The sequence below is a fragment of the Lacibacter sp. H407 genome, assembly GCF_037892605.1.
In the GTDB taxonomy this organism is placed as follows: domain Bacteria; phylum Bacteroidota; class Bacteroidia; order Chitinophagales; family Chitinophagaceae; genus Lacibacter.
In genome coordinates, this window is the sequence record NZ_JBBKTU010000001.1 from 4,417,913 (window position 1) to 4,444,797 (window position 26,885).

The window sequence follows — 26,885 nt, forward strand, 5'->3', positions numbered from 1 at the left end:
AAGACAACTTATCCACAAAAAAAAATATAGATGTTGAAACTCAATGTCACAAGTAATTCTAACGGTAAAATAAGAGGGAAAATTGAGGCAATAGTATAAAAAATTAGACGCCAAACAAATAACCAAGTACATCTATATTTCTCTTATCCCAACACCATAGCATATTTATTTTCAGGCGTTTATTGCCGCATAGAAATACTAACCGCACAAGAGTGCGACGCAACAACAGCTCAATAGCAGCACTTGCTTCTGCTACTAAATCATTTGTATTTGGATTTGGCAATGGAGTTTCGTCTTTGCAGCTTTATTGAGATGAGTGCATGTTCTCAACAGGTCCCTCCTGCGTCGGGATGACAGCTATGTTGGGCGGACTGCAATATTGAGCAGTTGAATATTACTTCAACCGCTCTTTAAAATCAAGATCGTTTGCTTTGAGAGTTTCCTTTGCAATATCATAACCTGCATCCGCATGTCGTATCACTCCCATTCCCGGATCGTTGCGGAGTACACGTTTCAAACGTTGTTCAGCATCATCGGTACCATCGGCCACAATCACCATACCGGCGTGGATGCTGTAACCCATACCCACACCACCACCATGATGCAGGCTTACCCAACTGGCGCCGCCTGCGGTGTTAACGAGTGCGTTGAGGATGGGCCAATCGGCCACGGCATCGCTGCCATCGAGCATGCTTTCGGTTTCACGGTTGGGGCTGGCTACAGAGCCGGTATCGAGATGATCACGACCAATAACAATGGGCGCTTTTACTTTGCCGGTGCGTACGAGTTCGTTAAAGGCGAGTCCTGCCTTTTCACGTTCGCCCTGGCCAAGCCAGCAGATGCGTGCTGGTAATCCCTGGAAAGCAATTTTTTCCTGCGCCATTTTCATCCAGCGCAACATGCCTTTGTTGTGGGGGAACATGTTCATGATGAGTTCGTCGGTTACGGCAATATCATTGGCATCGCCACTGAGTGCTGCCCAACGGAAGGGGCCTTTGCCTTCGCAGAACAAGGGCCTAATATAAGCAGGTACAAATCCCGGAAAGGAGAAGCATCTTCCAATGGGAAATTCGTGAATGGTGAGTGGTGAGTGGTGAGTGGTGGGCTCCGTAGCGGAAGCTTTTTCACGACTGACGATTGACGACTGCCGATTCACGACTGCCGCCTGACGATCTTCAAATTCTTTCGCTCTTGCACGAATATTATTTCCATAATCGAACGTGATAGCTCCCTGGTCCATAAGTTGCAACATGAGTTGCACATGGAGGTACATGCTTTCGTAACTGAGTTGCAGGTAACGTTCGGGATTATTTGTACGCAGTTCGTTTGCTTCGGCGTTGCTGAGTGTATGCGGTATGTAACCAATGAGCGGATCGTGTGCACTTGTTTGATCGGTAAGTGTATCAGGGATAATATCACGTGAGATCAAATGATCGAGCAGGTGAATGGCATTGCATACCACGCCGATGCTGCGGGCAATGCCTTCCTTACGGTAATGCACAGCCGCATTAATGGCTTCGTCGATGCTGGTATATTTTTCGTCGAGGTATTTTGTTTCGATGCGTTTATCGATGCGCCACTCTTCTACTTCGGCAATGAGTGCCACGCCTTCGTTCATTGTTATAGCTAAAGGTTGTGCGCCCCCCATGCCGCCGAGTCCGGCAGTAACGTTGAGTGTGCCTTTGAGTGTGCCGCCGAAATGTTTATCGGCAATGGCGGCGTATGTTTCATACGTGCCTTGCACAATGCCTTGTGAGCCGATGTAGATCCAGGAGCCGGCGGTCATTTGTCCGTACATCATGAGTCCTTTTTTCTCCAGCTCATCGAAGTGTTTCCAGTTGGCCCAGTTGGGTACTAACTGACTGTTGCTGATGAGTACTCGTGGTGCATCTTTGTGTGTCTTTAATATGCCGACGGGTTTACCGCTTTGGATGAGTAGTGATTCATCGTTCTCCAATACTTTGAGTGCAGCAATGATATTGTCGAGTGCTTCGAAGTTGCGGGCTGCTTTGCCTCGTCCGCCGTAGACAATAAGATCGTCGGGACGTTCGGCTACATCGGGGTTGAGGTTGTTGAGGAGCATGCGTAAGGCTGCTTCTTGGATCCAGCCTTTGCATGATCTTTCACTGCCCGTGGGGGTTTTGTATTTAACAGCATCGTAAGTTGTCTGAACCATGATTTATGGGATTGAAGAGATTAATAAGATTTAATTGCGGCCACAGATAAACACAAATGAACACAGTTTTTTTTGCCACTGATTGCACGAATACACACGAATTGTTTTTTTGCCACAAAGACGGGAAGACTCGAAGTTCACAAAGAAGAAACCACGAATCACACGAATTGATTTGCTTGTTGTCAATTGTTTATTGGCTTTTGCCTTTTCACTATCCACAAACGACTAACCACTACCGGCTTCTTTTTTCTTCCTTTGCGCCTTTGCGCCTTAGTGGCCAAACTCCTGACTTATAAACGATACTGCATTCATCATATCATCATGCAACACACGATCCTTATCAACAAAACTTACTTGCTTGCGAAAGGCACTCATCACCTCTTCTACCTTTGCTGAACTTTTTAATGGTCTGCGGAAATCCAATGCCTGTGCAGCGCTGAGCAGTTCGATAGCCAATACTTTTTCTACATTCTTCATCACACGATAGGCTTTGGTGGCTGCGTTGGCACCCATGCTTACATGATCTTCCTGGTTGTTGCTACTCGAGATACTATCCACACTTGCAGGTGTACAGAGTTGTTTGTTTTCGCTTACAATACCTGCGGCTGTGTATTGCGGAATCATAAAACCACTGTTGAGTCCGGCTTCTTTTACAAGGAACATCGGCAGGTTTCGTTGTCCGCTGATGAGTTGATAGGTTCTTCGTTCGCTGATGTTAGCGAGTTCACTCATTGCTATTGCATAATAATCCAATGCTAACGCTAACGGCTGACCGTGAAAGTTACCACCGCTTACAATCAAATCTTCATCGGGAAATACATTCGGGTTATCGGTTACTGAATTTATCTCTGTTAAGAATACATTCTTTACATGCGCAATGGCATCTTTGGTTGCTCCATGCACTTGTGGTATACAACGGAAACTATACGGATCCTGTACCTGTTGTTTTTTCTGTTGACCAATTTCACTGCCGCTTAAAATGTTTCTTAATTGTTGGGCCGTGTGTATCTGTCCGCTGTGTGGACGGATGGTTTGTATTTTTTCGTGAAAGGGTTGATCGATACAATCAAATGCATCAAACGAAATAGCAGCAATGAGATCGGCCCATTGCATCAATCGCTCAGCTTGTACCAAACAGTACATGCCATAAGCACTCATGAATTGTGTACCGTTGATGAGTGCTAATCCTTCTTTGCTTTTTAAATGAATAGGCTGCCAGTTGAGTTGCTTGAGTATCTCTTGTGCCTTGACCCTTGTGCCTTGGTAGTTGACTTCTCCCATACCAATTAATGGCAAACTCAAATGACTGAGTGGTGCCAGATCGCCACTTGCACCCAATGATCCCTGCTGATAAATAACGGGCAGTACATTGTTGTTGTGCATATCCATTAAACGCTTCACCGTATCTACCTGCACGGCGCTGTAACCATAACTGAGCGATTTTATTTTTAAGGCGAGCATGAGCTTTACAATTTCTTCCGGCACTTCTTCGCCCATACCGCATGCATGGCTCATCAACAGATTATTCTGCAGTTGCTCCAACTGATCATCAGCAATGATTACGTTTTGCAGAAAACCAAAACCGGTGTTGATACCGTAGAATGCTGTATCGCTTTCGGCTACTTTTTTATCGAGGTATTGTCTGCATGTTTCGATCTTATGGTGTGCACGAAATGTAATGGACACAAACTGTTTGAACTGCAGGTAATTCTTCACTTCATCGAAGGTTAGTTGCTGCTCGTCGAGGGGGAGATAATTGTATTCGGTCATAGTTATTGCAATCGGGGCGAAAGTAGGAAATTATGGAGAGAATGCGAACTGGTGTTAGTGGGAAGTACGGGGTACGAGGTTAGATGTACGGCCCCCGTCGTTTCAGACATAATGAAGCTAATGCACTTTGACGGCGGTTGCACCGCAGCTCTTTCTGTTCTTTTGTCTTGACACAAAAGAACCAAAAAGTCAAGACGGAACATATTACCCCCATGTTCCGTCGAACGCCTTGATTATGGCTTTGTGCTACTGTGGTGAATTACAGTTGGAGTTACATCAGCATACTGTGTGCATCACTCTACTTTTTTGTAGGCATGATTTATGCAAAGTCTCTCGTGCATTTGGAATGATGCATTACTTACATTTGATAATATGAAACAACTTCTTTTCTGTGTTTTTTTTGCCGTTTGCAGTTTGCAATCATTTGCACAAACCATTCAATTGCTTGACAGTGGTAAAACAAATTCCATACGTGGGTTGAGTGTGGTGAATGACAATATTGTTTGGGTGAGTGGTGCCAATGGAATGATTGGTCGTTCGATTGATGGTGGCGCAACGTTCAAATGGAATAAGGTTGACGGTTTTGCAAAAACTGATTTCAGGGATATCGAAGCATTTGATGCAAACACTGCTATCATCATGGGCATTGATACGCCTGCCGTGATCTTGAAAACAATTGATGGTGGCATCAGCTGGAAGATCGTGTTTCAGGATAAACGGCCGGGTATGTTTTTGGATGCGATGGAATTTTTTAATGAAAAAAGTGGTGTTGTGCTAGGTGACCCGATCAATGGAAAAATATTTATGGCCGTAACAGTTGATGCAGGCAATAACTGGCGTGCAATGCCTGAAGCGTTTGCTCCTGCTGCAGAAAAGGGCGAAGCGATGTTTGCCAGCAGTGGCACCAATGTGCGTACGGTTGGTAAACAGGAATTACTGTTTATTACAGGTGGTACTTATTCACGCCTCTTTATTCGTAACGATAAAATTGTATTACCGATCATCCAGGGAAAAGAAACAACGGGTGCTAATTCATTAGCGGTGTGGGATAAAAAAACATTTGCTGTTGTTGGTGGTGATTTTAATAATGCCACATCCGTTGAAAAGAATTGTGTTCTTACAAAAGATGGAGGTAAAACTTTCTTAACGCCCACTACTCCACCGTTTGGTTACAGAAGTTGTGTGGAGTATTTATCGAAATCAAAATTGATCACATGCGGTATCACCGGTATTGATGTGAGTGAAGATGGCGGTATGAACTGGCGTACCATTTCTGCTGAAGGTTTTCATGTGGTGCGCAAAGCGAAGAAAGGGAAGGCTGTTTATTTGGCTGGTGGTAAAGGAAGAGTGGCGAAGTTGGTTTGGTGATGCGTATGGCTGTCATCAGCACAAGTGACCTGTCATCCCGAGGCACGAGGGATCTGCCCGGCAGTGGTACAACAGTTGAGCAGATTCCTCCTGCGTCGGAATGACAAAAAATTTCATCTTTTGTATTATTTTAAACTACAGTAAACGCAACTGTAATGAAACCTATCGGAACGCACAACTACTTCGTGTACATTACCACTAATCAAAACAAAACGGTTCTTTACATTGGAGTAACCAATGATCTTTCTGCAAGACTCATCCAACATCAACAGAACGCAGCGCCTTACACACATAATAGCTTCGCCGGAAAATACAATGCTTATTATTTGCTTTACTATGAACGCTTCGGTCAAATAGAACATGCTATCGAACGGGAGAAAGAGTTGAAAGGATGGCGGAGAAGCAAGAAAGAAGAACTGATCAATTCATTTAATCCTGAATGGAGATTTCTGAATGATGAAATTGAATAACGCTAAACAGAGAGTAATCCCGACGCAGGAGGGATCTGTCGGGCTTTAGCACTTACTTCAGCAGATCCCTCGTACCTCGGGATGACAAATAACTTCAACAAAATTATCTGACAACAATCATCGCTTCTTTTGATGGCTGACATTGGGTTGTGAAAAAAGGGCTTCTACCTTCACTTTCAAATTACAACCTATGCATATTCAATTGCACGATAACATTACGCTCAAAGAAATAAAAACTGTTTTTTCTGATTACTATCCTTATCTGAAACTGGAATTTTATTCGAAGCCACATCTCCTGTATGAATCATCTGATGAATGGGATGTGTTGCCTGATGATAAGCGGTTAAAAGACATCAAGGAAATTCATGTTGATGGTATCATCGATATTCAACCCACCGAAAAGGTAACCGATCTTGAATTTGAATTTCAACGACGCTTTGGTTTACCGGTACAGGTGCTGCGTATGGAGCAAGGCGTATGGAGGCAAACAACAGGCATGGATACGTTTACACTCAAAGATGTAAACCAGTTCAGTAAAAATGATTCGGATGATGACCTGGTTGACGAATACGAAGAAGGATTTGAAGAACAGGCTACCTGATTTGTAATAATAGCTGCCCTTATAACTGCGCTGCAATTTCGTTTACCGATGGCCGTTTGCGATAATCAGCATCAAAATAACGCCATACAATTTTTCCGTTCTTGATGATATATACGGCAGGTACAGGAAGATTTGTTCCGTTTACTCCATTGGCTTCATTAAAATCAATATTGAAACGCTTGTATCGTTCGATCGTTTTTTCATCGACTGCAAAAGCAACTTTGTATTGATTCATTACACTTAATCCCTGATCGGTCAATATCGGAAACGCAGCTTTTGTTTTCTCGATGGTCTTTTGCACATTGGCCGGTATCTCAGGCGTAATGGCAACAACGGTGGCTCCTTTATCAGCAATGAGTTGCATGGAATCCTGCAGACCTTTGATCTGCTTGCTGCAATAGGGGCACCACTGTCCACGATAAAAAATCAACACAACTGTTTTCTCCCTGTTCGTTTGTTTGAGTTGAAATGGTTTACCCGATTGATCATTCAATGTAAAATCGGGAGCTGCTGCACCTACCGGTAGTCCTGTTGGCTGTTGTGCATGTGTGATGAATGAAGTAACAAGAGCAAGTATCGTGAAGACTAATTTCATACTGTAAGATTTACGCAAACCTACCGGATTGCAATCTCATGCGATGTCGTTATTACGACAATGAACTGTTATTTCTTAAACATGAAATAAACGGCACCTAAAAGAAAAAGAAAACTTACAATATATTTCCAGTGAAACGGTTCTTTGAGATAAACCACCGCAAACACGCCGAACACAACCAGCGTAATTACTTCCTGGATCATTTTTAATTCGAATGCATTTACACCGCTTTGGTAACCGATGCGGTTGGCAGGCACCATCAAACAATATTCAAAAAAAGCAATGCCCCAACTGATAAGCACTACTTTCCATAACGGTACGTTTTGATGACGTAGATGTCCGTACCACGCAATGGTCATGAATATATTCGAGAAGAGCAATAACAGAATTGCACGAAGCATGACAATTAATTTTCTGAACGTTTACCCGCCAGCAAATACAACGCAGCCATCCGCACCGCTACTCCATTCTCCACCTGTTGCAGAATGATGGATTGTTTGCTATCAGCTACATCACTATCCAGTTCCACCCCACGATTGATGGGACCGGGATGCATGATGATGATCTCTTTATTAATTGAATCGAGCAGGCGACGGTTGATACCGTATGCAAGATTGTATTCCCGTAATGATGAGAAGAGCGGTTGATTTTGTCGTTCCAGTTGAATACGCAATACATTCGCCACATCGCACCACTTTAATGTTTCTTCAATGTTGTACGATACGTTTACACCAAATGCCTGTTGCAAATATTTTGGGATGAGCGTGGGCGGGCCTGCGACGGTAACTTCGGCACCCATCTTCTTTAATAAATAAATATTGCTGAGCGCTACACGGCTGTGCATGATATCACCGAGTATCGCCACCTTCTTTCCTTCCAGTGTTCCTAATTTTTCACGAATTGAAAATGCATCCAATAAAGCTTGTGTGGGATGTTCATTAATTCCATCGCCTGCATTTACAATGGCTGCAGGAATATGTTGCGCCAGAAAATGCGGTGCTCCACTTGCACTGTGCCGCATCACCACCATATCCACTTTCATGCTAAGGATATTGTTGACCGTGTCTAACAAAGTCTCCCCTTTTGCAGCAGACGAACCTGAAGCGGTAAAGTTGATGGTATCGGCACTTAATCGTTTCTCTGCCAGTTCAAACGAAATACGTGTGCGGGTGGAATTTTCGTAAAACAAATTCACAATTGTTACATCACGCAGCGATGGAACTTTTTTGATGGGTCGCTGTAAAACTTCTTTGAATTGGGCGGCTGTATCAAGGATGAGTTGAATATCCTGTGCCGTGAGATCTTTAATGCCGAGCAGATGACGAGTGGATAGTTGCATTAAAAAGCAAAGCTAAGGTAAAAGAGGAAAAGGAACAAGAGACAAGATTCAAGGCACAAGGAAGGAAGAAACAAGGCGCAAGATTCAATGGACAAGGAAGAAAAGACAAGGGACAAGATAAAGGTTCAAGGAACAAAATTCAAGGCTCTAGTTTAAAAACAAGTTCCACGGTGAAAGATTGTTTAGCCTCCGAGTTTGTTGATGATAGCTGAAAGTATCTTGCGGATTTGTTCAGCTTCATCAATTAGCCAGCTTCTTTCAGTTTCTGCGTGCGCATTTCCATAAGTCAGTATTAGTCGCAGCCATTGAATGGACTCTTTGGCCTCACGTCGGGATATTTTTAATTTCATCTTCTCGTCGGCTTTGCCCAAATCATCTGAAGCTTCAATATAGTTGGCCGAAACCGACCCACTTGATCGTACCAGTTGCTTAATGTACTCTGTGTTGACAATATCCCATTTTACTGAACAACAAAAATCCCGGCTTCGTTCAGCAAAGTTGTAAAAGCGTGTTTCCAATTCAAGCGACATCGATTAATGTATTATGTGGTTACAATTACTTTAACTGATCGAGCTATACTTGTGCCTTGAACCTTGATTCTTGTGCCTTATAAGAGTACGACCTCCGGTTTTTCCCAATCAACGGTTACTTTTTGGCTCAGGATGGAGTCGATGGTTTTGCCGGTATAATCGGGCTGGATGGGTAGCTGGCGGTTGAAACGGCGATCGACCAATACGCAGAGCTCTACTTTGGATGCACGGCCGAAATCGAGTAAAGCATCCATTGCGGCACGGATGGTGCGGCCGGTGTACAGCACATCATCGATGAGGATCACATTTTTATTTTCGATGCTAAACTGGATCGTAGTTTGATTGGCCACATGCAATTCCTTGTGCACATCATCACGGTAAAACGTAATGTCGAGTTTGCCGTATTGCAGTTTTACATCGGGGTAATTTTCCCGGATCGCTGCCACAATTCTATCAGCAAGGAATACACCTCTCGGTTGCAGGCCCACGATAACGGTATCGGTAAACGGGTAATGATTTTCGATCAACTGATGACTGAGCCGCTGTATGGTGAGTTGTAACTGTTCGTTTGATAAGATGGTCTTCACTACTCGTAAATTTTGATAAAAATAAACACTTCGTGGTAAAATCCTTAAATTGGTTTTGATGCAATTGCTCAAACGCTTTGTAAGGCTTCTTCTGTTTTTTGTACAGCTCCTGGCCGATCTGCTGCTGCTGTATGTTTGCTTCGCCTTGATCGGTTGTTTTTGGCCGAGAAATAAAGATGAGATCAAACAGAGCAGCGGTATTCCATTACTGATTCACGGCGATGGATTTCATACCGAATTGTATTTGCCGGTTGAGGATTCACTGCACATCATTAACTGGATGGATTGGTTTGATGACAGTACCATGCGCAGTAAACACAGCGACCGGAAGCTGATCAGTTTTGCATGGGCCGATGAGGACTGGATGACAGAAGTTGCGCAGAAAAGAGCACACCGTGTTTCAACCATAGCTGAAATTATGTTGAAGCCCGGCAACAGCAGTGTAATGCACATTCAATGGCGGGATACAGTATGGCCCTTGAAACTACCGGTTACGGTGAAGCGCTTTTTATCATTTGATCAGTACCTGGAACTGATCGATTATATTCAATCAGGTTTTGTAACGGAAAAGCGAAAACCAGTGATCCAATCGTACAAAGGATTTTATGGCTACGATTATTTTTACAGATCAACTTTCAATTACAATCTTTTTACCACCTGTAATCAATGGACGGGCAATGCACTCCATGCATGTGGTATCCGTACTGCACTCTTTTCTCCATTTGGCTGGAGCATATTTTATCAACTAAAAAAATAGAGCTGCATGCACAAGTGCACACAGCTCTTCGTTCTTCATGGGTCGACTAATACTTATGTCTGAAGACATAAAATAAACCCACCTGGAACCCTCTGTTATATAGATCTGTTGGACCACCATCATTGATGCGGGTGATGCCATGGTTGTAACGTCCGTCAATACCAAGTCCCGATTCACCTACATAACTGGCACCAATTGTCCAGCCAAGTTCAGCTGTTTTAAAAGAGCTTTTTACATCGGTCTTTGTATCGCCTTGTTTAATATTTGCTGCTGCTAATATTCCCAACTGAGGTCCTGTTTGAATTCGGAACCCTTTATCAAACATATACTGCAACTGCACAGGCACATTGATATAATCGAGTTTAACTTTTGCATTGTTTGCCTGCGCACCCTGACCTGAATACATGATCTCAGGCTGTATGGCCCATGATTTATTTAAGTGAATATGAGCCAATCCGCCGGCATAAAATCCTGCTTTTGTTTCGTAGTTAACATCAGGAGAACTGGCAAGATTTGTAATGTTGACCCCGCCTTTTAATCCATAATGTACGTTACTCTTGTGTTGTGCATGTGCAAAGCCTGCCAATAATAATGCTCCTGAAAAGATTAATAGTTTCATCTGAATATTTTTTAGTGTTATAGTCAAATGTTATACGCCACAAAATCCTTCAGTTGTACCTGATACAACAATGAACAATACAATGGCGCATTCCATCGTAACTGATTTTGATTCTACACTCCCGTGCACGGAGACGACTATCCTCTTTAAAAAACCGTGCCAAAACATGTATCAGACCGATAGCAACATCGCTATCAACGTGTTTAATGAACTGATTTTTAGCGAAAAAAGCGGTGCATAAAAAAAGCCACCGAACATGGTGGCTTTTACTAAAAAGAATGATTTTCTATTCTTCACCCAAAAACGGATAACGGTAATCTGTTGGCGGGTTAAATGTTTCTTTAATTGTTCTTGCACTCAACCAACGATATAAATTCAAAATACTTCCTGCCTTATCGTTGGTACCACTTGCTCTTGCTCCACCAAATGGTTGTTGACCAACTACTGCACCTGTTGGTTTATCGTTGATATAAAAATTACCGGCGCAGTTGCGAAGCTTTGCTGTTGCCAGTTCCACTGCATCACGATCCTGTGAAATCACCGCACCTGTTAATGCATAAGGTGAAGTTGTATCAACCAATTCCAATGCACGTTCAAAACTGTTTGCCGGATATACGTACACTGTTAGTACCGGCCCAAAGATCTCTTCGCACATCGTTACATATTTCGGGCTCTTAGCTTCAATTACCGTTGGCTGTACAAAGTATCCTTCTTTTTTATCACACTTCCCTCCTACCCATATTTCTGCTTTCTCATCTTTCTTTGCATTGTCGATGTAGCGTTTGATATTATCAAAACTCTTTTCATCGATCACTGCATTAATAAAATTGGAGAAATTTTCTACCGTTCCCATTTTGAAACTCTTCACTCCGGCAATCAATTTCTTCTTTACTTCTTCAGCAATATTACTTGGAATATATGCTCTTGATGCGGCTGAACATTTTTGTCCCTGGTATTCAAATGCACCACGTAACAAAGCTGTTACCACCACATCAGGATCTGCACTCTTATGTGCTAATACAAAATCCTTTCCACCTGTTTCACCAACGATACGTGGATAGCTGCGGTACATACCCATGTTCTTTCCAATGGTTTCCCACATATTGTTGAACACACCTGTTGAACCGGTGAAATGCACACCGGCAAAATCTTTGTGATTGAAACATACTTTACCAACCGTTGGTCCATCAACATAAATAAGGTTAATAACACCATCAGGTAAGCCTGCTTCCTTCAATACACGCATGATCATTTGTGCACTGTACACTTCTGTATTCGCAGGTTTCCAAACCACCACATTACCACACATGGCAGCACTAGTTGGGAGGTTACCAGCAATAGCTGTAAAGTTGAATGGTGTTACTGCCAAAACAAAACCTTCGAGCGGACGGTATTCCATACGGTTATGCATACCTGCACCACTGATCGGTTGCTGACGATAAATATCACTTAAGAAATGGACGTTGAATCGAAGAAAGTCGATGATCTCACATGCACTGTCGATCTCTGCCTGGTACACATTTTTGCTTTGTCCCAGCATGGTTGTACCATTCATGTACGGACGATACTTGGTAGCGATAAGATCAGCAGCACGCAGGAAAATATTTGCACGGCTTTCCCAACTCATATTGGCCCAGCTTTCTTTTGCTGCTAATGCTGCATCAATTGCCTGTTGAACATGTTTCTCTTCACCTTCATGAAAATAACCGAGTACATGCTTGTGTTCATGCGGCGGTCGCATGGCATGTTTTTTATTTGTACGAACTTCTTTGTTACCGATGTACATAGGCACATCGATCTCTGTACTTATTAATTCAGCTAATACTTCTTTTAAGCGTTTCTTTTCTGCTGAACCGGGAGCATAGTTTAATACTGGCTCATTCACCGGTAAAGGATAGTTGAAATAACCTAAGTTCATAAGAGATAATTTGAAAATTAGTTAATTACTTCGCTTCTGTTTCTTTCTCGTTCATCAAATAGGCTTTGATAAATCCATCGAGTTCACCGTCCATTACCGGACCCACATTGCCCACTTCATAATCGGTACGATGATCTTTGATCATTTTGTACGGATGGAACACATAGCTGCGTATCTGGCTGCCCCACTCGATCTTTTTCTTCTTTGCATTAGTAGCATCCTTCAACTCATTCCGCTTTTGCAGTTCCATTTCATACAACCGGCTCTTCAACATCTGCATCGCCAGTTCACGGTTACCCAGCTGACTTCTGTCTTGCTGACAAACCACCACAATACCTGTTGGAATATGCGTTAACTGTACTTTCGTTTCTACTTTGTTTACGTTCTGTCCACCCGCACCACCACTTCGTGATGTTTCCATTTTTACATCCGCCGGATTGATCTCGATTGTAATTGTATCATCCACTAACGGATACACATACACGCTTACAAACGAAGTATGCCGTCTTGCATTACTATCAAAAGGTGATATACGAACCAACCGATGCACACCACTTTCAGCTTTCAGAAAACCGTAGGCAAACGGACCTTCAAACTGGTAGGTACAGGTTTTAATACCGGCACCATCCCCATCCTGCCAATCCATTTCGGTTACTTTCCAGCCCTGCTTTTCGCCATACATGCGATACATCCGTGCAAGCATTTCGGCCCAATCCTGGCTTTCCGTTCCACCGGCACCGGAGTTGATCTGTAAAACTGCGGGTAATTCGTCTTCGGGTTGATTAAGCGTGCTTTTAAATTCCGCATCTTCAATTGCATTCACTGCATTCTCGTATGCTTCTTTTGTTTCTTCTTCTGTAGCATCACCTGCTTTCCAGAATTCAAACAGCACAGCAAAATCTTCAACGGCAGAATTGGTATCCTCATAAAGTTTTACCCAATACTCGTTGTTCTTCGTCTCCTTTAAAATTTCGGTTGCCCGCTTATTATCGTCCCAGAAACCGGGACTTAGAGAGAGTTGCTTGTCTTCTGCGATTTTATATAGTCGGTTCTCGACGTCAAAGAAACCTCCTCAGGACAAGTATGCGTTCCCTTATATCGTTTAATTTTTCTAATGTCATAAGGTTGCAAATGTAAGGAGTTTAAGGGAGTTTCCGTTTGGAACCGTTTGCGCAAACCAAAACCTGAAGCAAGATTGTTTTTCGTAATTTGCCAACCGATTGATTACACAGGATACCATACAACAAATTCTCAGCCGCATCGATATCATTGAGATCGTAGGCGGCTTTGTGAAACTGAAAAAAAGAGGCACCAGTTATCTCGGTCTTTGTCCGTTTCATAATGAGAAAACACCTTCGTTCACAGTTTCGCCTACCAAAGAAATTTACAAATGTTTTGGATGTGGCCGCAGCGGCAATGCTGTGAGCTTTCTCATGGAGCATGAGAAGTACAGTTATGTAGATGCCCTGCGCTATCTGGCAGCGAAATACAACGTAACCGTTGAGGAAACCTATTCTTCACCGGAAGTGGTGCAACAACGGCAAACTGCCGACAGTCTACATATCATTAATTCGTTTGCACAACAGTTTTTTAGTCAGCAATTGTTTGAAACGGAAGAAGGAACATCCGTTGCATTAACGTATTTGAAAGAACGTGGTTTCCGTGAAGAGGTGATCAGGAAATTTCAGATCGGTTATTCACCACGGCAACGGGATGCATTTACAAGTGAAGCCATCAAACAACAATACAACCCGGAGTTACTTACCAAAACAGGATTAGTAGCGGAACGTAATGGTGAGTTGATGGACAACTACCGTGAGCGAATCATTTTTCCTGTACACAACAGCACCGGAAAAGTAATCGGCTTTGGTGCACGTATCATTGGCAAAAAAGAAAATGCACCGAAGTACATCAATACACCGGAAAATGAGATTTATGTAAAAAGTAAAATTCTTTACGGTACTTATTTTGCACGACAGGCGATTGATAAGAATGATGAATGTTTATTGGTGGAAGGTTATACCGATGTTGTTTCGTTGCACCAGGCCGGTATTGAAAATGTGGTAGCAAGTGGTGGTACATCGCTTACACCTGATCAATTGCGATTGATCAAAAAATACAGTAACAATCTTACCATTTTGTATGATGGTGATGCAGCCGGGGTAAAAGCTGCCATGCGTGGTTTAGATCTTGCACTGGAAGAAGGCTTGAATGTAAATCTTGTATTGATTCCTGATAAAGAAGATCCGGACAGTTATGTAAATAAAGTGGGTGCTTCCGGTTTTATTGAGTTCATCAAACAAAATAAAAAAGACGTTATTCTTTTTCAGCTGGAAGTAATGCTGAAAGATGCGGGCAATGATACTACGAAGAAAGCTGCAGCCGTAAATACGATCGCAGAAAGCATCAGTCGTATTAACAAGGTTGAAGACTTTACCCGTCAGCAGGATTACATTCATAAAAGTGCAGAACTGTTACGCATCGATGAAACAGGTTTGCATGCATTGGTCAATAAGTTCATTCGTGAACGTGTTACCAAGTTTGAACAGAAAGCACAACAAACTGCAGACATGCCACCGGATATGCCGGTATATGAGGATGGCATTGGTGATACAGCAGAATTGTTCACAACGGATGAACAACATGAACGTGCACTCGTTCGATGCCTGCTTGATTTTGGTTTGATGCCGTGGGATGAAACACAAACGGTTGCTCAATACATCATGGCAGAAGCGGATGAATGGGAAATGATCGACCATCCGGACCTGCAACAGATCACGGCGCAATACAAACAATGGCTCAACGATGGGTTAGAGCCGAATATGAAAAACTTTTTGTTTCATGAAGATCAAACGCTTAGTAAAAATGTAGTTGCCTTAGCTGATTTCAGTGAAGAGCTCAGCCCGAACTGGATCCGGATTTACGAAAAGCCATTTGCTACAAGAGAAGAAATGTACATGCAGGAAGTATTATCGGTTGTTACGTATCTGAAACTGCGTAAGATCAAAAAAATGATGGATGAAAACCAGCGTGATATGGAACGTCCGCATACTTCGGAAGAGCTGGTAACACTTATTAAAACACATCAGCATTTAAAACAACTGGAAATGGCGCTCACCAAAGAAATGGGCACAGTGATTTTTCGTTGACAGATTAATCCCAATCTTTTTTTCGCAGCAACCAACTCAGGAAAAAGGAACTGAGAAATCCTACTGCCGCTCCCATCAATACATCTTCTGCAAAATGCTGTCCTAAATAAATACGGGAATAACCAATGGTTACTGCAATGGCGAAGTATAAAAACTGTACAAATTTATTTCGTGTTGCGAAAGCAAGTAAGCTGAATGTGGCAAAAGCAGTGGTTGTATGTCCACTTGGAAAACTGTTCTTCCCTTTCAACAATACATCATCAACTCTGTGAATGATATCGGGATTTTGAAAATGCAATCCCGGCCTTGGTCGTGCTTCAATTCGCTTGATCGATTGTGCAAGCAAACCACTTAGTAAAAATGAAAGTAACATTAACACACCGAGCTTGCGGAAGCGGAAGAGCAACAACACTAAACCCAGCCCGATCATAAAAATTCCATCACCGATATAGGTGAAGTATTTCAGGATCACATCTGCGGTATAAGTATGTTGGTGATTAAGCCATAAAAACACCTGCTCTTTGTTCCAGTAAAACAGGGCAGCCGCTCCCAGCAACAAAAAAAGAATCGTTGCATAGGTAAACAGATTACGTGTAGGATGGTTATACTTCCAATTCATTTCCTTTACAAAACTACGTTGCTTTCAGTAACAGGTCGCTGTAAGAATGCGTTAAAAGATCAGCCGCCTGTATGTTAAATTGCTTCAGGTAATAGTCGCATTGTTCGGTAATCTTTTCAAAACCGAGTGTACCATCTTTATCAATCGCTTCTATTTCTACAAAACTGCCAAGTCCTTCCACTTCATCAATGTGAAACTTTACATTTTCAATGAAATAAATTTCCCGTTTCTTTTTCACTACCACTTTCACACCATTGGCGTGCATCAGCAGTTCTTTTAACTGTTCACTGTTTTTTTCTACCTGCAGCAAATGCACTTCACTCAGCTTTGGACCGGCACTGTCGGCTCGTTTATAAAATATGAGTGAATTTTCAATGGCACCCTGCCGCAATTTCAACCGACCGTTATTTGTGTGGAAGTACGTATCCGTTTGTTCATCTACTCCTTTGAAGAATGCATCTTTTTGAAGAAGATAGTTGCGGATGAAGGACGCATCTGCACAGCGTGCTTTTATTTCAACATTCTGGTGGCTCATGTAAACTAAAAAGCCGCCTTTGCAGACGGCTAGTGTAATTAGTTGGTGAACGGATTAAGCTTCAGCCGGTGTTAACCTTGAAGTTCTGTTTGTTCTTGTTGGTTTTGGAGCTAATGCCATGGCGTGTTCAAAACGCATAGCTGTCCAAACATGATCCAACACCACTTCTTCTGAAGTTTCAAATCCGCACTGGCAAACGAACTGCCAGCTTCCATCACGGTTTAAATCACTCACAATTTTAGAAGCCGTTTTCGGATATGCTACCCAGAACTTGGCATTTGGAGCCAAAGCAGGTAACACTTCCTTTAAGATCCCGTTCAATTGATTCTGATTTACCGCAAAAATCAGGGCGAAGTCAATCTTCTTACTACGTAACAACGGAGTGACGTTTTTTGCAAACGACAGCTTCACAAATTGTTTTTCGATTGAAGAGGGTAATCCCTGAATGAGTAAGTTCTTTTCTTCGTTCAATTGGAGTTTTTCCAAGAGAGAAATAGACATGCCAATGTAAATTTTGATGAGAACTAGAGTTGGACTGCAAAAGTAGTCCATTTTACCCGTAAATGTGCATACACAGGGCATCTTTTTTACCCGGTATGTACAAAAAAAATCCCTCCGGAAGGAAGGGATTTAATATGTAAACAACTGGTTTATAATTATTTACCTAACGGTTTGTAGTAAGGCATCGCTTCTTTTACGTAAGTCTGCATTTTTTGAATACGTGTAGCATCGGAAGGGTGAGTGCTCAACAATTCCGGCGGTTTTTGACCACCGCTGGCCTGTGCCATCCGTTGCCAGAAAGGAATTGCTTCCTGCGGGTTGTAACCGGCCATAGCTGCAAATCGAAGCCCGAACTGATCGGCTTCAAGCTCCTGTTTACGAGAAAACGGTAAGGTTCCTCCTACTGTTGAGCCAATGCCGTAAGCCGTCATAAACAGATTTTGTGTTTCTGCTGATTTATTGGCAACTGCAACAGATAACGCCACCCCCCCTAATTGTTGCGCCAAACCCTGGCTCATACGCTCGTTACCATGCAGGGCAATGGCATGGGCAATTTCATGCCCCACAACCACCGCAAGCGCTGCTTCGTTTTGTGTAACAGGTAATAAGCCTGTGTACACAACCACTTTACCACCCGGCATACACCAGGCATTCACTTCTTTATTATCGATCAGGTTAAATTCCCATTTGTAACCTTCCAGCAGATCGCCTTTCCCTTCCTTCTGTAAATATTGGGTAATGGCAGACGCAATACGAGTGCCCACACGCCTTACCATTTCGGCATCTTTGTTTACGTTTACCGGCACTATTTTATTCTGCGACAGAAATTGTTGGTATTGCTGTGTTGCCATCGACTGCAATTCTTTTTCGGGTAATAACCGAAGTTGACTACGGCCTGTTACCTGGTTTTTTGCACAACCTGCCATGAGGAAGGCAACTACAACAAATGAGCTGAGTATTTTTTTCATCGTTCGTTGATTTGTTTTATAGATTTCAATTTGTGTACCAAGTTTAAAATAAGAATATCGTACAGAATGTTAAGGTTTCTTTTTCTTTCTGAATCCGTTAAACTTATGTTCTTTCCCCGAAAACAACCTGAGAATGTTGGACCAATGCATCCCGGTCACCAATGTTGCTGCAATTACCGAAAACCAACGCATGTAAATATTACTTTCAACAACCGCAAACCAAACACATGCAGCAAATACTACTACTGCAATGATGGACCCTAACGAAATATATTTCGTTAAAAATACCACGATCAAAAAAGCGCCTACACTAATCAGTGCTGTCCACGGTTGAATAGCGATAACCACTCCAAATAAAGTAGCCACGCCTTTCCCTCCTCTGAAACCTGCAAATATTGGAAAGATGTGTCCGGCAACTGCTGTTAATCCGAATATCAATTTCCAGAATGTAAGTTCCGTTCCTAACCATGAAGACGATTGAACAGCAGCTGCAAGTTGCACAGCAGCGATTCCTTTTCCCATATCGATCAACAGTACAATAATTCCCCATACAGCACCTAATACCCGAAACGTATTGGAGGCACCCATATTTTTACTGCCATGTTCACGGATATCAATATTGAAAAAGAGTTTGCCGATCCAGTAAGCAGTTGGAATGGAACCGATGAGATAAGCAGCTATGATCAACAATGCAAGGTTCATCTTATGCTTGTTTGCTGAACAATAAACAACTCCATTGATTCCGTTCCGATGATTGTTGCAATTGCAATTGCTGAGTGTTTGCAGCATCAATGAGCAATTGATCTTCGGTTGCATAGAATCCACTGATGAGCAAATAACCATTGCTGTTTAATGCAGTTGCCATTGTTCCCATTGTTGCGAGCAGAATATGACGATTGATGTTCGCCAGTATGATATCAAACTTTTTTTCTTCCGGTGGTGCGGTTGCTTTTTCCACACGAATGTTTTTGCAATGATTGTTCGTTACATTCTCCAATGAATTTTCAACACATATTTCATCGTTATCAATAGCTATTATGTCAGTTGCACCAAGCTTTTCTGCAAGGATGGCCAGCACACCTGTACCACAGCCAAAATCAAACACTGTTTTGTTGTTGAAATCGATCTGCTGCATTTGTTTCATCATTTGCCAGGTAGTGGCATGATGCCCCGTACCAAAACTCATTTTTGGTGTGATGACAATTTCATGCTGCACAGTTGTAATGGGTTGATGAAAATGCGCACGTACAGCCACAAAATCATTCACGATCACCGGCTCATAATTTTGCTCCCACTCCTGGTTCCAGTTGCGGGGAGCAATGAGTTCCTTTTGATATGTTTTAGAAAAAGGTTGCAACAACTCTGTTAGTTGGGCTTCGTTAAATTCCTGTTCACTGATGTAGGCGTTGAGTTGATCTTCCGTTTCTTCAAAACCATCATAACCTTCTTCGCTCAGCAAAGCAAGCAATAATTCCTGCTCCTGTTCTTCAGTAACGGTGATGCTTATCTTAATATAGTTGTCCATATGTAATAAAAAAGGTCCCGCTTTTGGCGGGACCGTAAAGGTCATTTATTTAAATGAAATTAAAGACGCTCTTCACCATTGTTTCCTTCTTCGTTGCGGGGCTGTACCTGCGGACGTGGGGCTGCATCTGGTTTTGGCATCAACGCTTTGCGGCTCAGTTTAAACTTACCGGTACGTGGATCTAAACCAATCAATTTCACTTTTACTACGTCGCCTACGTTCAGTACACCTTCCATGCTATCCAAACGCTTCCAGCTTATTTCACTGATGTGTAATAAACCTTCTTTCTTTGGCAGGAATTCTACGAATGCACCAAACTCTTTAATTCCTTTTACAGTAGCTTCATATACGCCACCTACTTCAGGAACCATCACGATACCTTTTACCCAAGCAACCGCTTTATCCAATCCAGTTTTCTCTTGTGAGAAGATGCTTACTTCACCATAGTTACCTACTTCTTCAATGGTAATTGTAGTACCTGTTTCACGTTGAATTTCCTGGATCACTTTACCACCTGGTCCGATCACTGCACCAATAAATTCTTTATCGATGATCAGTTTTTCCATACGTGGTGCATGTGGTTTCACCTCAGGACGAGCTTCCGGCATACACTCGTACATGGCATCAAGAATATGTAAGCGACCTGCTTTTGCCTGGTTCAATGCTTCACGCATTACATCCATGCTCAAACCATCTACTTTAATATCCATCTGCACACCGCAAATACCTTCACGTGTACCGGTTACTTTAAAGTCCATATCTCCCAAATGATCTTCATCACCAAGAATATCAGTTAAGATCGCATACTTACCATCGCCACGAGTGATCAATCCCATTGCAACACCACTTACGTGTTTTTGCATCGGCACACCTGCATCCATCAACGCCAATGAACCGGCGCAAACTGTTGCCATTGAAGATGACCCGTTTGATTCAAGGATATCACTCACTACACGAACCGTGTATGGATATTCGCTGCCCGGCATCATTTGTTTCAATGAACGTTGTGCAAGGTTACCATGCCCAACTTCACGACGGCCAACGCCACGCATCATTTTCACTTCACCTGTAGAGAAAGGAGGAAAATTATAATGGAGGAAGAATTTTGAATAGTTACTGTTTGCAGCACTTTCTACCAACAACTCATCGAGTTTTGTACCTAAGGTTACAGTTGTTAAAGATTGTGTTTCGCCACGAGTAAACAAAGCTGAACCGTGTGGAGTTGGCAATGGCTCAATTTCCATTGCAAGCGGACGTACCTCATCTAATTTGCGTCCATCCAAACGAACACGATCTTCAAGGATCATATTACGCACTACTTCCCATTTCAGATCTTCGTAGTATTTCTTTGCAAACTTTTTATCCGCATCGGTTGCTTCTTCTCCGAGGCTTGCAATCAACTCTTCTTTCAGTTTGCTGTAAGCTTCACTGCGTTCGTTCTTTGCACTGCCAGCTCTTGAAATAGCATACACTTTATCTTTTGCAAAAGCGATCACCTTTTGGTTGATCTCTTCATTTGATTCCGGCTTCCTATAATCACGCTTACCGGCAACTGCTTTCAGGTCTCTTAATTCAGCTTGTGCTTTAATTTGAAGACGAATGGCATCATGTGCCATTTCCAAAGCCTTTACCAGATCTTCTTCACTGCACTCTTTTGCTTCACCTTCCACCATCATCAGATTCTTTTCAGTAGCTGCGATAAGGAATTCAGAAGTGGCTCTTGCCAATTGTGAACGGGTTGGGTTGATCACCATTTCTCCGTCAACTGTTGCAATACGTACTTCCGAAATAATTTCTTTGATCGGAATATCTGAAACAGCTAAAGCAGCCGATGCAGCCAAACAAGCCAATGCATCGGGCATAACCTCTGCATCAGAGGAAACGAGACTGATCAAGACCTGCACATCGCACAAATAATCTTCAGGGAACAACGGACGTAATGCACGGTCAATTAAACGACTGGTGAGAATTTCATAATCGTTCAATCTTGCTTCACGCTTAAAAAATGAACCGGGAATACGACCTGCAGAAGCAAATTTTTCCTGGTAGTCAACAGACAACGGGAAAAAATCCTGTCCTTCTCTTGGTTCCTTATTGGCAACAACGGTTGCGAGCAAAATACAATTGCCCTGGCGAACGGTTACAGCACCATCGGCCTGGCGGGCCAGTTTACCGGTTTCAATGGTAACAATACGGCCATCACCCAAATCGAATGATTTACTGATAGGTTGTGATAACATACTAAAATGTTGTTTTTGAATTGACAAGCAGGCAGGCGGGAAGAAAGCCGTACAGGCAATTCAGTGAATAATGAATTGAAGGGAGAAACCTGTAACAAAAACAAAATTCCCAACCGCATTAACTGTGTTGGGAATAATGAATTATTTACATATCCGTTGTTATTTACGGAGACCTAATTTCTCAAGTAACGCACGGTAAGCAAGCAAATCAGTTTTGCTCAGGTAGCTGAGTAAACTTTTACGTTGACCTACCAGTTGCATCAGACCACGATTGGTAGAAAAATCTTTTTTGTTGATTTTCTGATGTACTGCGATGTGATTGATACGCTCAGTAAGAAGAGCGATCTGTCCTTCTGTTGAACCGGTGTTTTTCTCGTTACCACCGTAAGTTGCGAAAATGCTTGCTTTTTTTTCTTTTGTAATTGCTGACATCTCAGATTTTTTTAATTGACATCCAAATTTTTCATCTATAAATTGGCGGCAAAGGTAGGGGAAAACTCTTTAAATGCAAGAAAAAGGCGGGCTAAAAATTCTTCGAAATAGAGCGATTGAGGCCTTCACGGGCTGTTTTTTGTAGTTTTTTCCGGAAAAAATAGGTGCCGCCCAGTAATTTGCCCTTCCAGCCCATGGCTTGCCCTGCCCAGCGATGGAGATCAAACGAATCAGTATGGCGGAAGATTTTCCCGTCTTTAAATTCAAACTCAGCATGGATCCGGTTGATGACCCTGCGGCCTGTAGCTGAAAAAATATAAACCGCCACCCAATCGGCACTGCCTGTTTGCTCATTAGCCTGCACATGACTGTAGGTAATTTCCAGTTCCCCTTTGCTCCGTTCAATCAACATCTTCCACATAGCCGGCACTTCGGTTCCCTTCAAGCCAACAAATACCTCATCGGTAAATTCGGCTTCGGGATGGTAACAGGCTTCCATGGTTTGCCAATCGCCCCTGCTAAAAGCAGCATAAAAGGTATTGATGAGTTCTTTCATAATGAACAGTTAAGATAACATATTGAATGCTGAAAAGAAATAAAAACCAACAGCATTTTCTATTTTCGATGAAATACTTAAGTATGAAACCCATCATCACCATTTTATCATTCCTCATTCTGTTCCAGGCAAAGGCGCAGGAAAAAAAGTACACAGAAAACGTTCTCACGGCAACAATTCTATCTCCCGGTATTTCGTACGAACTGGCAGTCGGAAACAAACTAACTGTAAAAGGCAAGGCAGCATTCATTGCCGGCGGGTCTTTTTCATATTCATCATCACTAGGTACTTCATTTTCGCCTGCGGCTTTAGCATCCGGCCAAATTCGTTACTATTATAATTTCGCTTTGCGTGAACAGAAAGAAAAAAACAGTTCACGTAATTCTGCTAACTATATTTCTTTTTTAGCCAAATATGCTTATTCAGGTATCACGTATAGATATGGTGATTCATTTAGTGAATCCTTCGGAGGCCCGAGAAATTATTCTATCAAACGAGCATCACATATGCCCAATCTTGGAATTGTATGGGGCATACAACGCAATTATAAAAATCGATTCAGTATTGATTGCAGTATTGGTCCCAGCCTTTACACGCCTTTCGCAGACAATGAATTTACATTTATCGGCGATATTTCACTTGGATTATGGCTTGGAAAGAAATCTAAATAAAGATTAAACATTCTATTTCATAATTTGCACGAAACCAAATACCGCTTGGCAAGCATCATCTGTACAGTAACCAATGACCTTACATACGATCAACGGATGATCCGCATCTGCAGTTCATTGGCGCAGCAAGGTTATGCAGTAACGTTGGTTGGCCGAAAGCTCAAACAATCTTCACCGCTAGACAGCAAACCATTTTCACAAAAGCGATTGTATTGTTTTTTCAGCAAAGGTTTTTTGTTTTATGCTGAATATAATCTGCGGTTATTTATCTGGTTATTGTTTCAAAAAACAGATTGTATTTGTGCTATCGATCTGGATACCATTCTCCCCTGCCTCTTTGCATCGAAACTAAAAAACACAAAACGGGTGTATGATGCACATGAATTGTTTTGTGAGATGAAAGAAATTGTAACACGCCCATCCCGTTACAAAGTCTGGAAAAGGATCGAGCGTTATGCTGTACCACAATTCAACGATGGTTATACCGTTTGCAAACCCATTGCAGATGAATTTGAGAAGATGTATGGTGTGAAGTATGAGGTGGTGAGGAATGTTCCGACAAAGCATGGCGAAAAGGCTCAAGACACAAGGAACAAGGAAAACAGGAAACAACCTTCAACCTTCTTACTCTATCAAGGTGCAGTTAACGAAGGACGAAGTTTTGAAACATTGATCCCTGCTATGAAGCATGTATCAGTTCCTTTACATATTTATGGCGATGGAAATTTTCTGCAGCAAACAGAACAACTGATCCGGCAATATCAACTGCAGGAAAATATTTTATTGAAAGGGAAACGAACACCACTTGAATTGAAAGAAATTACCTCGCAAGCTTATGCAGGTATTACATTGTTTGAAAACAACGGACGAAGTAATTACCTTTCACTGGCCAACCGGTTCTTTGATTATATACAGGCAGGCATTCCCCAGTTATGTGTTGACTACCCCGCCTACCGTTCCATCAATGATCAATTTGAAATTGCGTTACTGATCCCGGATACAAGTGAGGAAGCAATTGCAGCAGGTTTAAACCTTTTGCTCACTGATGCTGTTCTATATGAACGTTTGAAATTCAACTGCCGGATAGCTGCTGAACAATTGAACTGGCAGCAAGAAGAAAAAATACTTATTTCATTTTACAAACATATCCTTGAGTAAACAGATCCATATCGTTTCATTTGATGTTCCCTTCCCTGCCGATTACGGCGGTATCATTGATGTGTTTTACAAGATCAAAGCATTGCATACCATTGGTGTAGCTGTGCATTTGCACTGTTTTGAATATGGAAGAGGCATACAGCCCGAACTGGAAAAATATTGTGCATCAGTCCATTACTATAAACGACAGGAAGGGCACAAAGGCTTTTCATTGCAACTACCCTACATTGTAGCATCACGCAATGATGCACAACTATGGGAACGGTTAAATGCGGATGAACATCCTGTTTTGTTTGAAGGCGTACATACCACCTATGGACTTACAAATGGTGCTGTGAAGAAAAAAAATGTTGCCATCCGTTTACACAATACCGAATTTGAATATTACAAGCAGTTAGGACAATGGGAAATATCGGTGGTAAGGAAAGCGTATATGCATCATGAGAGCAGGTTGCTCAAACGATATGAAGCAACGTTGAAAGATCATTCCATCTTTGCACTGTCGCAAGATGATTGCATCACCTATAAAAAACAATTTAAAGCAAACCGAATCTCCTATCTTCCGGCATTTATTCCCAACAATATGGTGACCTGTAAAACTGGAACAGGAACCTTTGCATTGTATCATGGAAATTTGTCTGTGGTTGAAAATGAAAAGACAGCTACCTGGCTGCTGGAGAAAATTTTTCGTGATCTTGAAATACCGTTTGTGGTAGCAGGCAAAAATCCATCAGCCAAACTTATTGAACTGGCGCATAAACGGGCGCATACCTGTATTGTTGCAAACCCCACCGAAGCTGAGTTGAACGATCTGATGCATAAAGCCCAGTTGCATATTCTGCCCTCGTTCACAAATTCAGGTATTAAATTAAAATTATTGAATGCCTTATTTAAAGGCCGACATATTTTGGCGAATGATGCCATGTTGCACGGAACAGGATTGGAAAAAGCATGCCAGCTGGCGAATAATCCAACAGAGTTGAAATACCATGCATTCCGTTTATTTCACAAAGCATTTACGGATGATGATGTTGAATTACGGGAAGGTTTGTTACAGCAGCATTTCAACAACAAAAAAAATGCAGAGCAGCTTATGCATGCTCTACAGTAGCATTATCCCATACTTTACCGCCTTCGGTTTTTACCATGCGTGCAGGGAATTTTTTGATCACCATAAAATCATGGGTTGCCATGATCACAGCTGTATTATAGTCTTTGGCCACCTGAATGAGCAGGTTCATGATCTCATCGCTTGTTTCGGGATCGAGGTTACCCGTCGGTTCATCGGCCAATATTAATTTCGGAGAGTTGAGTAGTGCACGTGCAATATCTACACGTTGCTGTTCGCCACCACTCATTTCAAAAGTCATTTTAAATCCTTTCGATTTCAAACCCACTTTATCCAACACATCGTTGATCTTTTCTTCCATCAGGTTTTCATCTTTCCAACCCGTTGCTTTCAAAACAAATTTTAAATTCTCGTGTACATTCCGATCGGTCAGCAATTGAAAATCCTGAAACACAACACCAAGACTGCGGCGCAAAAACGGAACTTTCTTCCAATCCATTTGTCGCAGATTAAACCCTGCAACCGTAGTTTCACCTTCGGTCAAAGGCAATTCGCCATACAATGTTTTCAACAACGATGATTTGCCTGTTCCTGTTTTACCAACGAGGTAAACAAACTCGCCTTGGTTCACGGTTAGATTCACATCATTAAGGATCAAATTTCCACTCTGATAAATATTAACGTTCTTTATTTCTACGATTGGAGGCATTCTGTTTGGCTTTTGGCAAAAGT

28 protein-coding genes are annotated in these 26,885 nt (G+C 42.2%); 8 read left to right on the forward strand and 20 right to left on the reverse strand.

Annotation, left to right across the window (positions count from 1 at the left end):
* Positions 1-394: 394 nt before the first annotated feature.
* Together hutU and hutH are read right to left on the reverse strand one after the other, a co-directional pair.
* A complete protein-coding gene (hutU, locus tag WG989_RS19040) occupies positions 395-2,176 on the reverse strand; it encodes a urocanate hydratase (protein WP_340431641.1) in 1,782 nt (593 codons plus the stop codon).
* Positions 2,177-2,446: 270 nt separating this feature from the next.
* Positions 2,447-3,946 carry a histidine ammonia-lyase gene (gene hutH, locus WG989_RS19045; protein WP_340431642.1) on the reverse strand — a complete coding sequence of 500 codons (1,500 nt, stop codon included), beginning with the start codon at positions 3,944-3,946 and terminating at the stop codon, positions 2,447-2,449.
* A gap of 372 nt (positions 3,947-4,318) precedes the next feature.
* Here hutH and WG989_RS19050 point away from each other — a divergent pair, with 372 nt between their 5' ends.
* The 3 genes from WG989_RS19050 to WG989_RS19060 all read left to right on the forward strand — a co-directional run bounded on the left by WG989_RS19050 (position 4,319) and on the right by WG989_RS19060 (position 6,385).
* Positions 4,319-5,314, forward strand: a complete 996-nt coding sequence (locus tag WG989_RS19050; protein ID WP_340431643.1) for a WD40/YVTN/BNR-like repeat-containing protein — start codon at positions 4,319-4,321, stop codon at positions 5,312-5,314.
* Positions 5,315-5,469: 155 nt separating this feature from the next.
* Complete coding sequence (locus WG989_RS19055; protein WP_340431644.1) at positions 5,470-5,784, forward strand: GIY-YIG nuclease family protein; 315 nt, start codon at positions 5,470-5,472, stop codon at positions 5,782-5,784.
* 190 nt (positions 5,785-5,974) lie between these two features.
* Entirely contained in the window at positions 5,975-6,385 is a 411-nt protein-coding gene (locus WG989_RS19060) for a hypothetical protein (protein WP_340431645.1), read from the forward strand.
* A 19-nt stretch (positions 6,386-6,404) separates the two neighbouring features.
* Here the strand turns inward: WG989_RS19060 and WG989_RS19065 are convergent, their stop codons facing one another.
* From WG989_RS19065 to pyrR, 5 genes are all read right to left on the reverse strand, one after another.
* A complete protein-coding gene (locus WG989_RS19065) occupies positions 6,405-6,980 on the reverse strand; it encodes a peroxiredoxin-like family protein (RefSeq protein ID WP_340431646.1) in 576 nt (191 codons plus the stop codon).
* Positions 6,981-7,048: 68 nt separating this feature from the next.
* On the reverse strand, positions 7,049-7,381 hold the full coding sequence (locus tag WG989_RS19070; RefSeq protein ID WP_324231817.1) for a DMT family protein: 333 nt from the start codon (positions 7,379-7,381) through the stop codon (positions 7,049-7,051).
* Positions 7,382-7,386: 5 nt separating this feature from the next.
* A complete protein-coding gene (locus tag WG989_RS19075) occupies positions 7,387-8,319 on the reverse strand; it encodes an aspartate carbamoyltransferase catalytic subunit (protein WP_340431647.1) in 933 nt (310 codons plus the stop codon).
* Positions 8,320-8,501: 182 nt separating this feature from the next.
* Positions 8,502-8,849, reverse strand: coding sequence for a four helix bundle protein (locus tag WG989_RS19080; RefSeq protein WP_340431648.1), 348 nt, complete (start codon positions 8,847-8,849; stop codon positions 8,502-8,504).
* A gap of 77 nt (positions 8,850-8,926) precedes the next feature.
* A complete protein-coding gene (gene pyrR / locus WG989_RS19085; protein WP_340431649.1) occupies positions 8,927-9,436 on the reverse strand; it encodes a bifunctional pyr operon transcriptional regulator/uracil phosphoribosyltransferase PyrR in 510 nt (169 codons plus the stop codon).
* Between the two features lie 58 nt (positions 9,437-9,494).
* Between pyrR and WG989_RS19090 the strand changes: the two genes are divergently transcribed.
* Positions 9,495-10,193 (forward strand): DUF2459 domain-containing protein, encoded by a 699-nt coding sequence (locus WG989_RS19090; protein WP_340431650.1) that lies wholly within the window; start codon positions 9,495-9,497, stop codon positions 10,191-10,193.
* A 46-nt stretch (positions 10,194-10,239) separates the two neighbouring features.
* On the opposite strand, the gene WG989_RS19095 is transcribed toward WG989_RS19090, so the two are convergent.
* From WG989_RS19095 to prfB, 3 genes are all read right to left on the reverse strand, one after another.
* Complete coding sequence (locus tag WG989_RS19095; protein WP_340431651.1) at positions 10,240-10,812, reverse strand: porin family protein; 573 nt, start codon at positions 10,810-10,812, stop codon at positions 10,240-10,242.
* Positions 10,813-11,098: 286 nt separating this feature from the next.
* The gene (pruA, locus tag WG989_RS19100; protein WP_340431652.1) at positions 11,099-12,730 is read right to left on the reverse strand and encodes an L-glutamate gamma-semialdehyde dehydrogenase; all 1,632 of its coding nucleotides are present in this window, start codon (positions 12,728-12,730) and stop codon (positions 11,099-11,101) included.
* Between the two features lie 25 nt (positions 12,731-12,755).
* Positions 12,756-13,851, reverse strand: a protein-coding gene (gene prfB, locus WG989_RS19105) for a peptide chain release factor 2 (protein WP_445298481.1) whose coding sequence is annotated in 2 segments (ribosomal slippage) — positions 12,756-13,802 and positions 13,804-13,851 — 1,095 coding nt in all. Because the reading frame shifts where the segments join, the coding sequence is not laid out codon by codon here.
* 99 nt (positions 13,852-13,950) lie between these two features.
* Between prfB and dnaG the strand changes: the two genes are divergently transcribed.
* Positions 13,951-15,879: a DNA primase gene (gene dnaG / locus WG989_RS19110; protein ID WP_340431654.1), complete on the forward strand. Its 1,929-nt coding sequence runs from the start codon at positions 13,951-13,953 to the stop codon at positions 15,877-15,879.
* A gap of 4 nt (positions 15,880-15,883) precedes the next feature.
* On the opposite strand, the gene WG989_RS19115 is transcribed toward dnaG, so the two are convergent.
* The 9 genes from WG989_RS19115 to WG989_RS19155 form a co-directional block, all read right to left on the reverse strand.
* On the reverse strand, positions 15,884-16,498 hold the full coding sequence (locus tag WG989_RS19115; protein WP_340431655.1) for a phosphatase PAP2 family protein: 615 nt from the start codon (positions 16,496-16,498) through the stop codon (positions 15,884-15,886).
* Between the two features lie 13 nt (positions 16,499-16,511).
* On the reverse strand, positions 16,512-17,033 hold the full coding sequence (locus WG989_RS19120; RefSeq protein WP_340431656.1) for a class IV adenylate cyclase: 522 nt from the start codon (positions 17,031-17,033) through the stop codon (positions 16,512-16,514).
* Positions 17,034-17,087: 54 nt separating this feature from the next.
* Complete coding sequence (locus WG989_RS19125) at positions 17,088-17,534, reverse strand: hypothetical protein (RefSeq protein WP_340431657.1); 447 nt, start codon at positions 17,532-17,534, stop codon at positions 17,088-17,090.
* Positions 17,535-17,689: 155 nt separating this feature from the next.
* Positions 17,690-18,502: a M48 family metallopeptidase gene (locus WG989_RS19130; protein WP_340431658.1), complete on the reverse strand. Its 813-nt coding sequence runs from the start codon at positions 18,500-18,502 to the stop codon at positions 17,690-17,692.
* A 69-nt stretch (positions 18,503-18,571) separates the two neighbouring features.
* The gene (plsY, locus tag WG989_RS19135) at positions 18,572-19,204 is read right to left on the reverse strand and encodes a glycerol-3-phosphate 1-O-acyltransferase PlsY (protein ID WP_340431659.1); all 633 of its coding nucleotides are present in this window, start codon (positions 19,202-19,204) and stop codon (positions 18,572-18,574) included.
* A gap of 1 nt (position 19,205) precedes the next feature.
* Positions 19,206-20,072 (reverse strand): 50S ribosomal protein L11 methyltransferase, encoded by an 867-nt coding sequence (gene prmA, locus WG989_RS19140; RefSeq protein ID WP_340431660.1) that lies wholly within the window; start codon positions 20,070-20,072, stop codon positions 19,206-19,208.
* Positions 20,073-20,086: 14 nt separating this feature from the next.
* On the reverse strand, positions 20,087-22,267 hold the full coding sequence (gene pnp, locus WG989_RS19145; protein WP_340431661.1) for a polyribonucleotide nucleotidyltransferase: 2,181 nt from the start codon (positions 22,265-22,267) through the stop codon (positions 20,087-20,089).
* A 159-nt stretch (positions 22,268-22,426) separates the two neighbouring features.
* Positions 22,427-22,699 carry a 30S ribosomal protein S15 gene (rpsO, locus tag WG989_RS19150; RefSeq protein WP_340431662.1) on the reverse strand — a complete coding sequence of 91 codons (273 nt, stop codon included), beginning with the start codon at positions 22,697-22,699 and terminating at the stop codon, positions 22,427-22,429.
* 91 nt (positions 22,700-22,790) lie between these two features.
* On the reverse strand, positions 22,791-23,255 hold the full coding sequence (locus WG989_RS19155) for a nuclear transport factor 2 family protein (protein WP_340431663.1): 465 nt from the start codon (positions 23,253-23,255) through the stop codon (positions 22,791-22,793).
* Positions 23,256-23,338: 83 nt separating this feature from the next.
* Here WG989_RS19155 and WG989_RS19160 point away from each other — a divergent pair, with 83 nt between their 5' ends.
* From WG989_RS19160 to WG989_RS19170, 3 genes are read left to right on the forward strand one after another with little or no spacing between them, the layout of a single operon-like run.
* A complete protein-coding gene (locus WG989_RS19160; RefSeq protein WP_340431664.1) occupies positions 23,339-23,926 on the forward strand; it encodes a hypothetical protein in 588 nt (195 codons plus the stop codon).
* A 45-nt stretch (positions 23,927-23,971) separates the two neighbouring features.
* Positions 23,972-25,084 carry a glycosyltransferase gene (locus tag WG989_RS19165; RefSeq protein ID WP_340431665.1) on the forward strand — a complete coding sequence of 371 codons (1,113 nt, stop codon included), beginning with the start codon at positions 23,972-23,974 and terminating at the stop codon, positions 25,082-25,084.
* Positions 25,077-26,195: a glycosyltransferase gene (locus WG989_RS19170; protein ID WP_340431666.1), complete on the forward strand. Its 1,119-nt coding sequence runs from the start codon at positions 25,077-25,079 to the stop codon at positions 26,193-26,195. Before WG989_RS19165 ends, WG989_RS19170 begins: the two co-directional genes overlap by 8 nt.
* Here the strand turns inward: WG989_RS19170 and WG989_RS19175 are convergent.
* Complete coding sequence (locus tag WG989_RS19175) at positions 26,176-26,862, reverse strand: cell division ATP-binding protein FtsE (protein WP_340431667.1); 687 nt, start codon at positions 26,860-26,862, stop codon at positions 26,176-26,178. The two genes, WG989_RS19170 and WG989_RS19175, sit on opposite strands and share 20 nt — an antisense overlap.
* Between the last annotated feature and the right edge of the window lie 23 nt (positions 26,863-26,885).

Coding starts and splice junctions, on each gene's coding strand:
- hutU (WP_340431641.1), bottom strand. CDS start 2,176: ATGGTTCAGACAACTTACGATGCTGTTAAATACAAAACCCCCACGGGC.
- hutH (WP_340431642.1), bottom strand. CDS start 3,946: ATGACCGAATACAATTATCTCCCCCTCGACGAGCAGCAACTAACCTTC.
- WG989_RS19050 (WP_340431643.1), top strand. CDS start 4,319: ATGAAACAACTTCTTTTCTGTGTTTTTTTTGCCGTTTGCAGTTTGCAA.
- WG989_RS19055 (WP_340431644.1), top strand. CDS start 5,470: ATGAAACCTATCGGAACGCACAACTACTTCGTGTACATTACCACTAAT.
- WG989_RS19060 (WP_340431645.1), top strand. CDS start 5,975: ATGCATATTCAATTGCACGATAACATTACGCTCAAAGAAATAAAAACT.
- WG989_RS19065 (WP_340431646.1), bottom strand. CDS start 6,980: ATGAAATTAGTCTTCACGATACTTGCTCTTGTTACTTCATTCATCACA.
- WG989_RS19070 (WP_324231817.1), bottom strand. CDS start 7,381: ATGCTTCGTGCAATTCTGTTATTGCTCTTCTCGAATATATTCATGACC.
- WG989_RS19075 (WP_340431647.1), bottom strand. CDS start 8,319: ATGCAACTATCCACTCGTCATCTGCTCGGCATTAAAGATCTCACGGCA.
- WG989_RS19080 (WP_340431648.1), bottom strand. CDS start 8,849: ATGTCGCTTGAATTGGAAACACGCTTTTACAACTTTGCTGAACGAAGC.
- WG989_RS19090 (WP_340431650.1), top strand. CDS start 9,495: ATGCAATTGCTCAAACGCTTTGTAAGGCTTCTTCTGTTTTTTGTACAG.
- WG989_RS19095 (WP_340431651.1), bottom strand. CDS start 10,812: ATGAAACTATTAATCTTTTCAGGAGCATTATTATTGGCAGGCTTTGCA.
- pruA (WP_340431652.1), bottom strand. CDS start 12,730: ATGAACTTAGGTTATTTCAACTATCCTTTACCGGTGAATGAGCCAGTA.
- WG989_RS19115 (WP_340431655.1), bottom strand. CDS start 16,498: ATGAATTGGAAGTATAACCATCCTACACGTAATCTGTTTACCTATGCA.
- WG989_RS19120 (WP_340431656.1), bottom strand. CDS start 17,033: ATGAGCCACCAGAATGTTGAAATAAAAGCACGCTGTGCAGATGCGTCC.
- WG989_RS19125 (WP_340431657.1), bottom strand. CDS start 17,534: ATGTCTATTTCTCTCTTGGAAAAACTCCAATTGAACGAAGAAAAGAAC.
- WG989_RS19130 (WP_340431658.1), bottom strand. CDS start 18,502: ATGAAAAAAATACTCAGCTCATTTGTTGTAGTTGCCTTCCTCATGGCA.
- plsY (WP_340431659.1), bottom strand. CDS start 19,204: ATGAACCTTGCATTGTTGATCATAGCTGCTTATCTCATCGGTTCCATT.
- prmA (WP_340431660.1), bottom strand. CDS start 20,072: ATGACCTTTACGGTCCCGCCAAAAGCGGGACCTTTTTTATTACATATG.
- pnp (WP_340431661.1), bottom strand. CDS start 22,267: ATGTTATCACAACCTATCAGTAAATCATTCGATTTGGGTGATGGCCGT.
- rpsO (WP_340431662.1), bottom strand. CDS start 22,699: ATGTCAGCAATTACAAAAGAAAAAAAAGCAAGCATTTTCGCAACTTAC.
- WG989_RS19155 (WP_340431663.1), bottom strand. CDS start 23,255: ATGAAAGAACTCATCAATACCTTTTATGCTGCTTTTAGCAGGGGCGAT.
- WG989_RS19160 (WP_340431664.1), top strand. CDS start 23,339: ATGAAACCCATCATCACCATTTTATCATTCCTCATTCTGTTCCAGGCA.
- WG989_RS19175 (WP_340431667.1), bottom strand. CDS start 26,862: ATGCCTCCAATCGTAGAAATAAAGAACGTTAATATTTATCAGAGTGGA.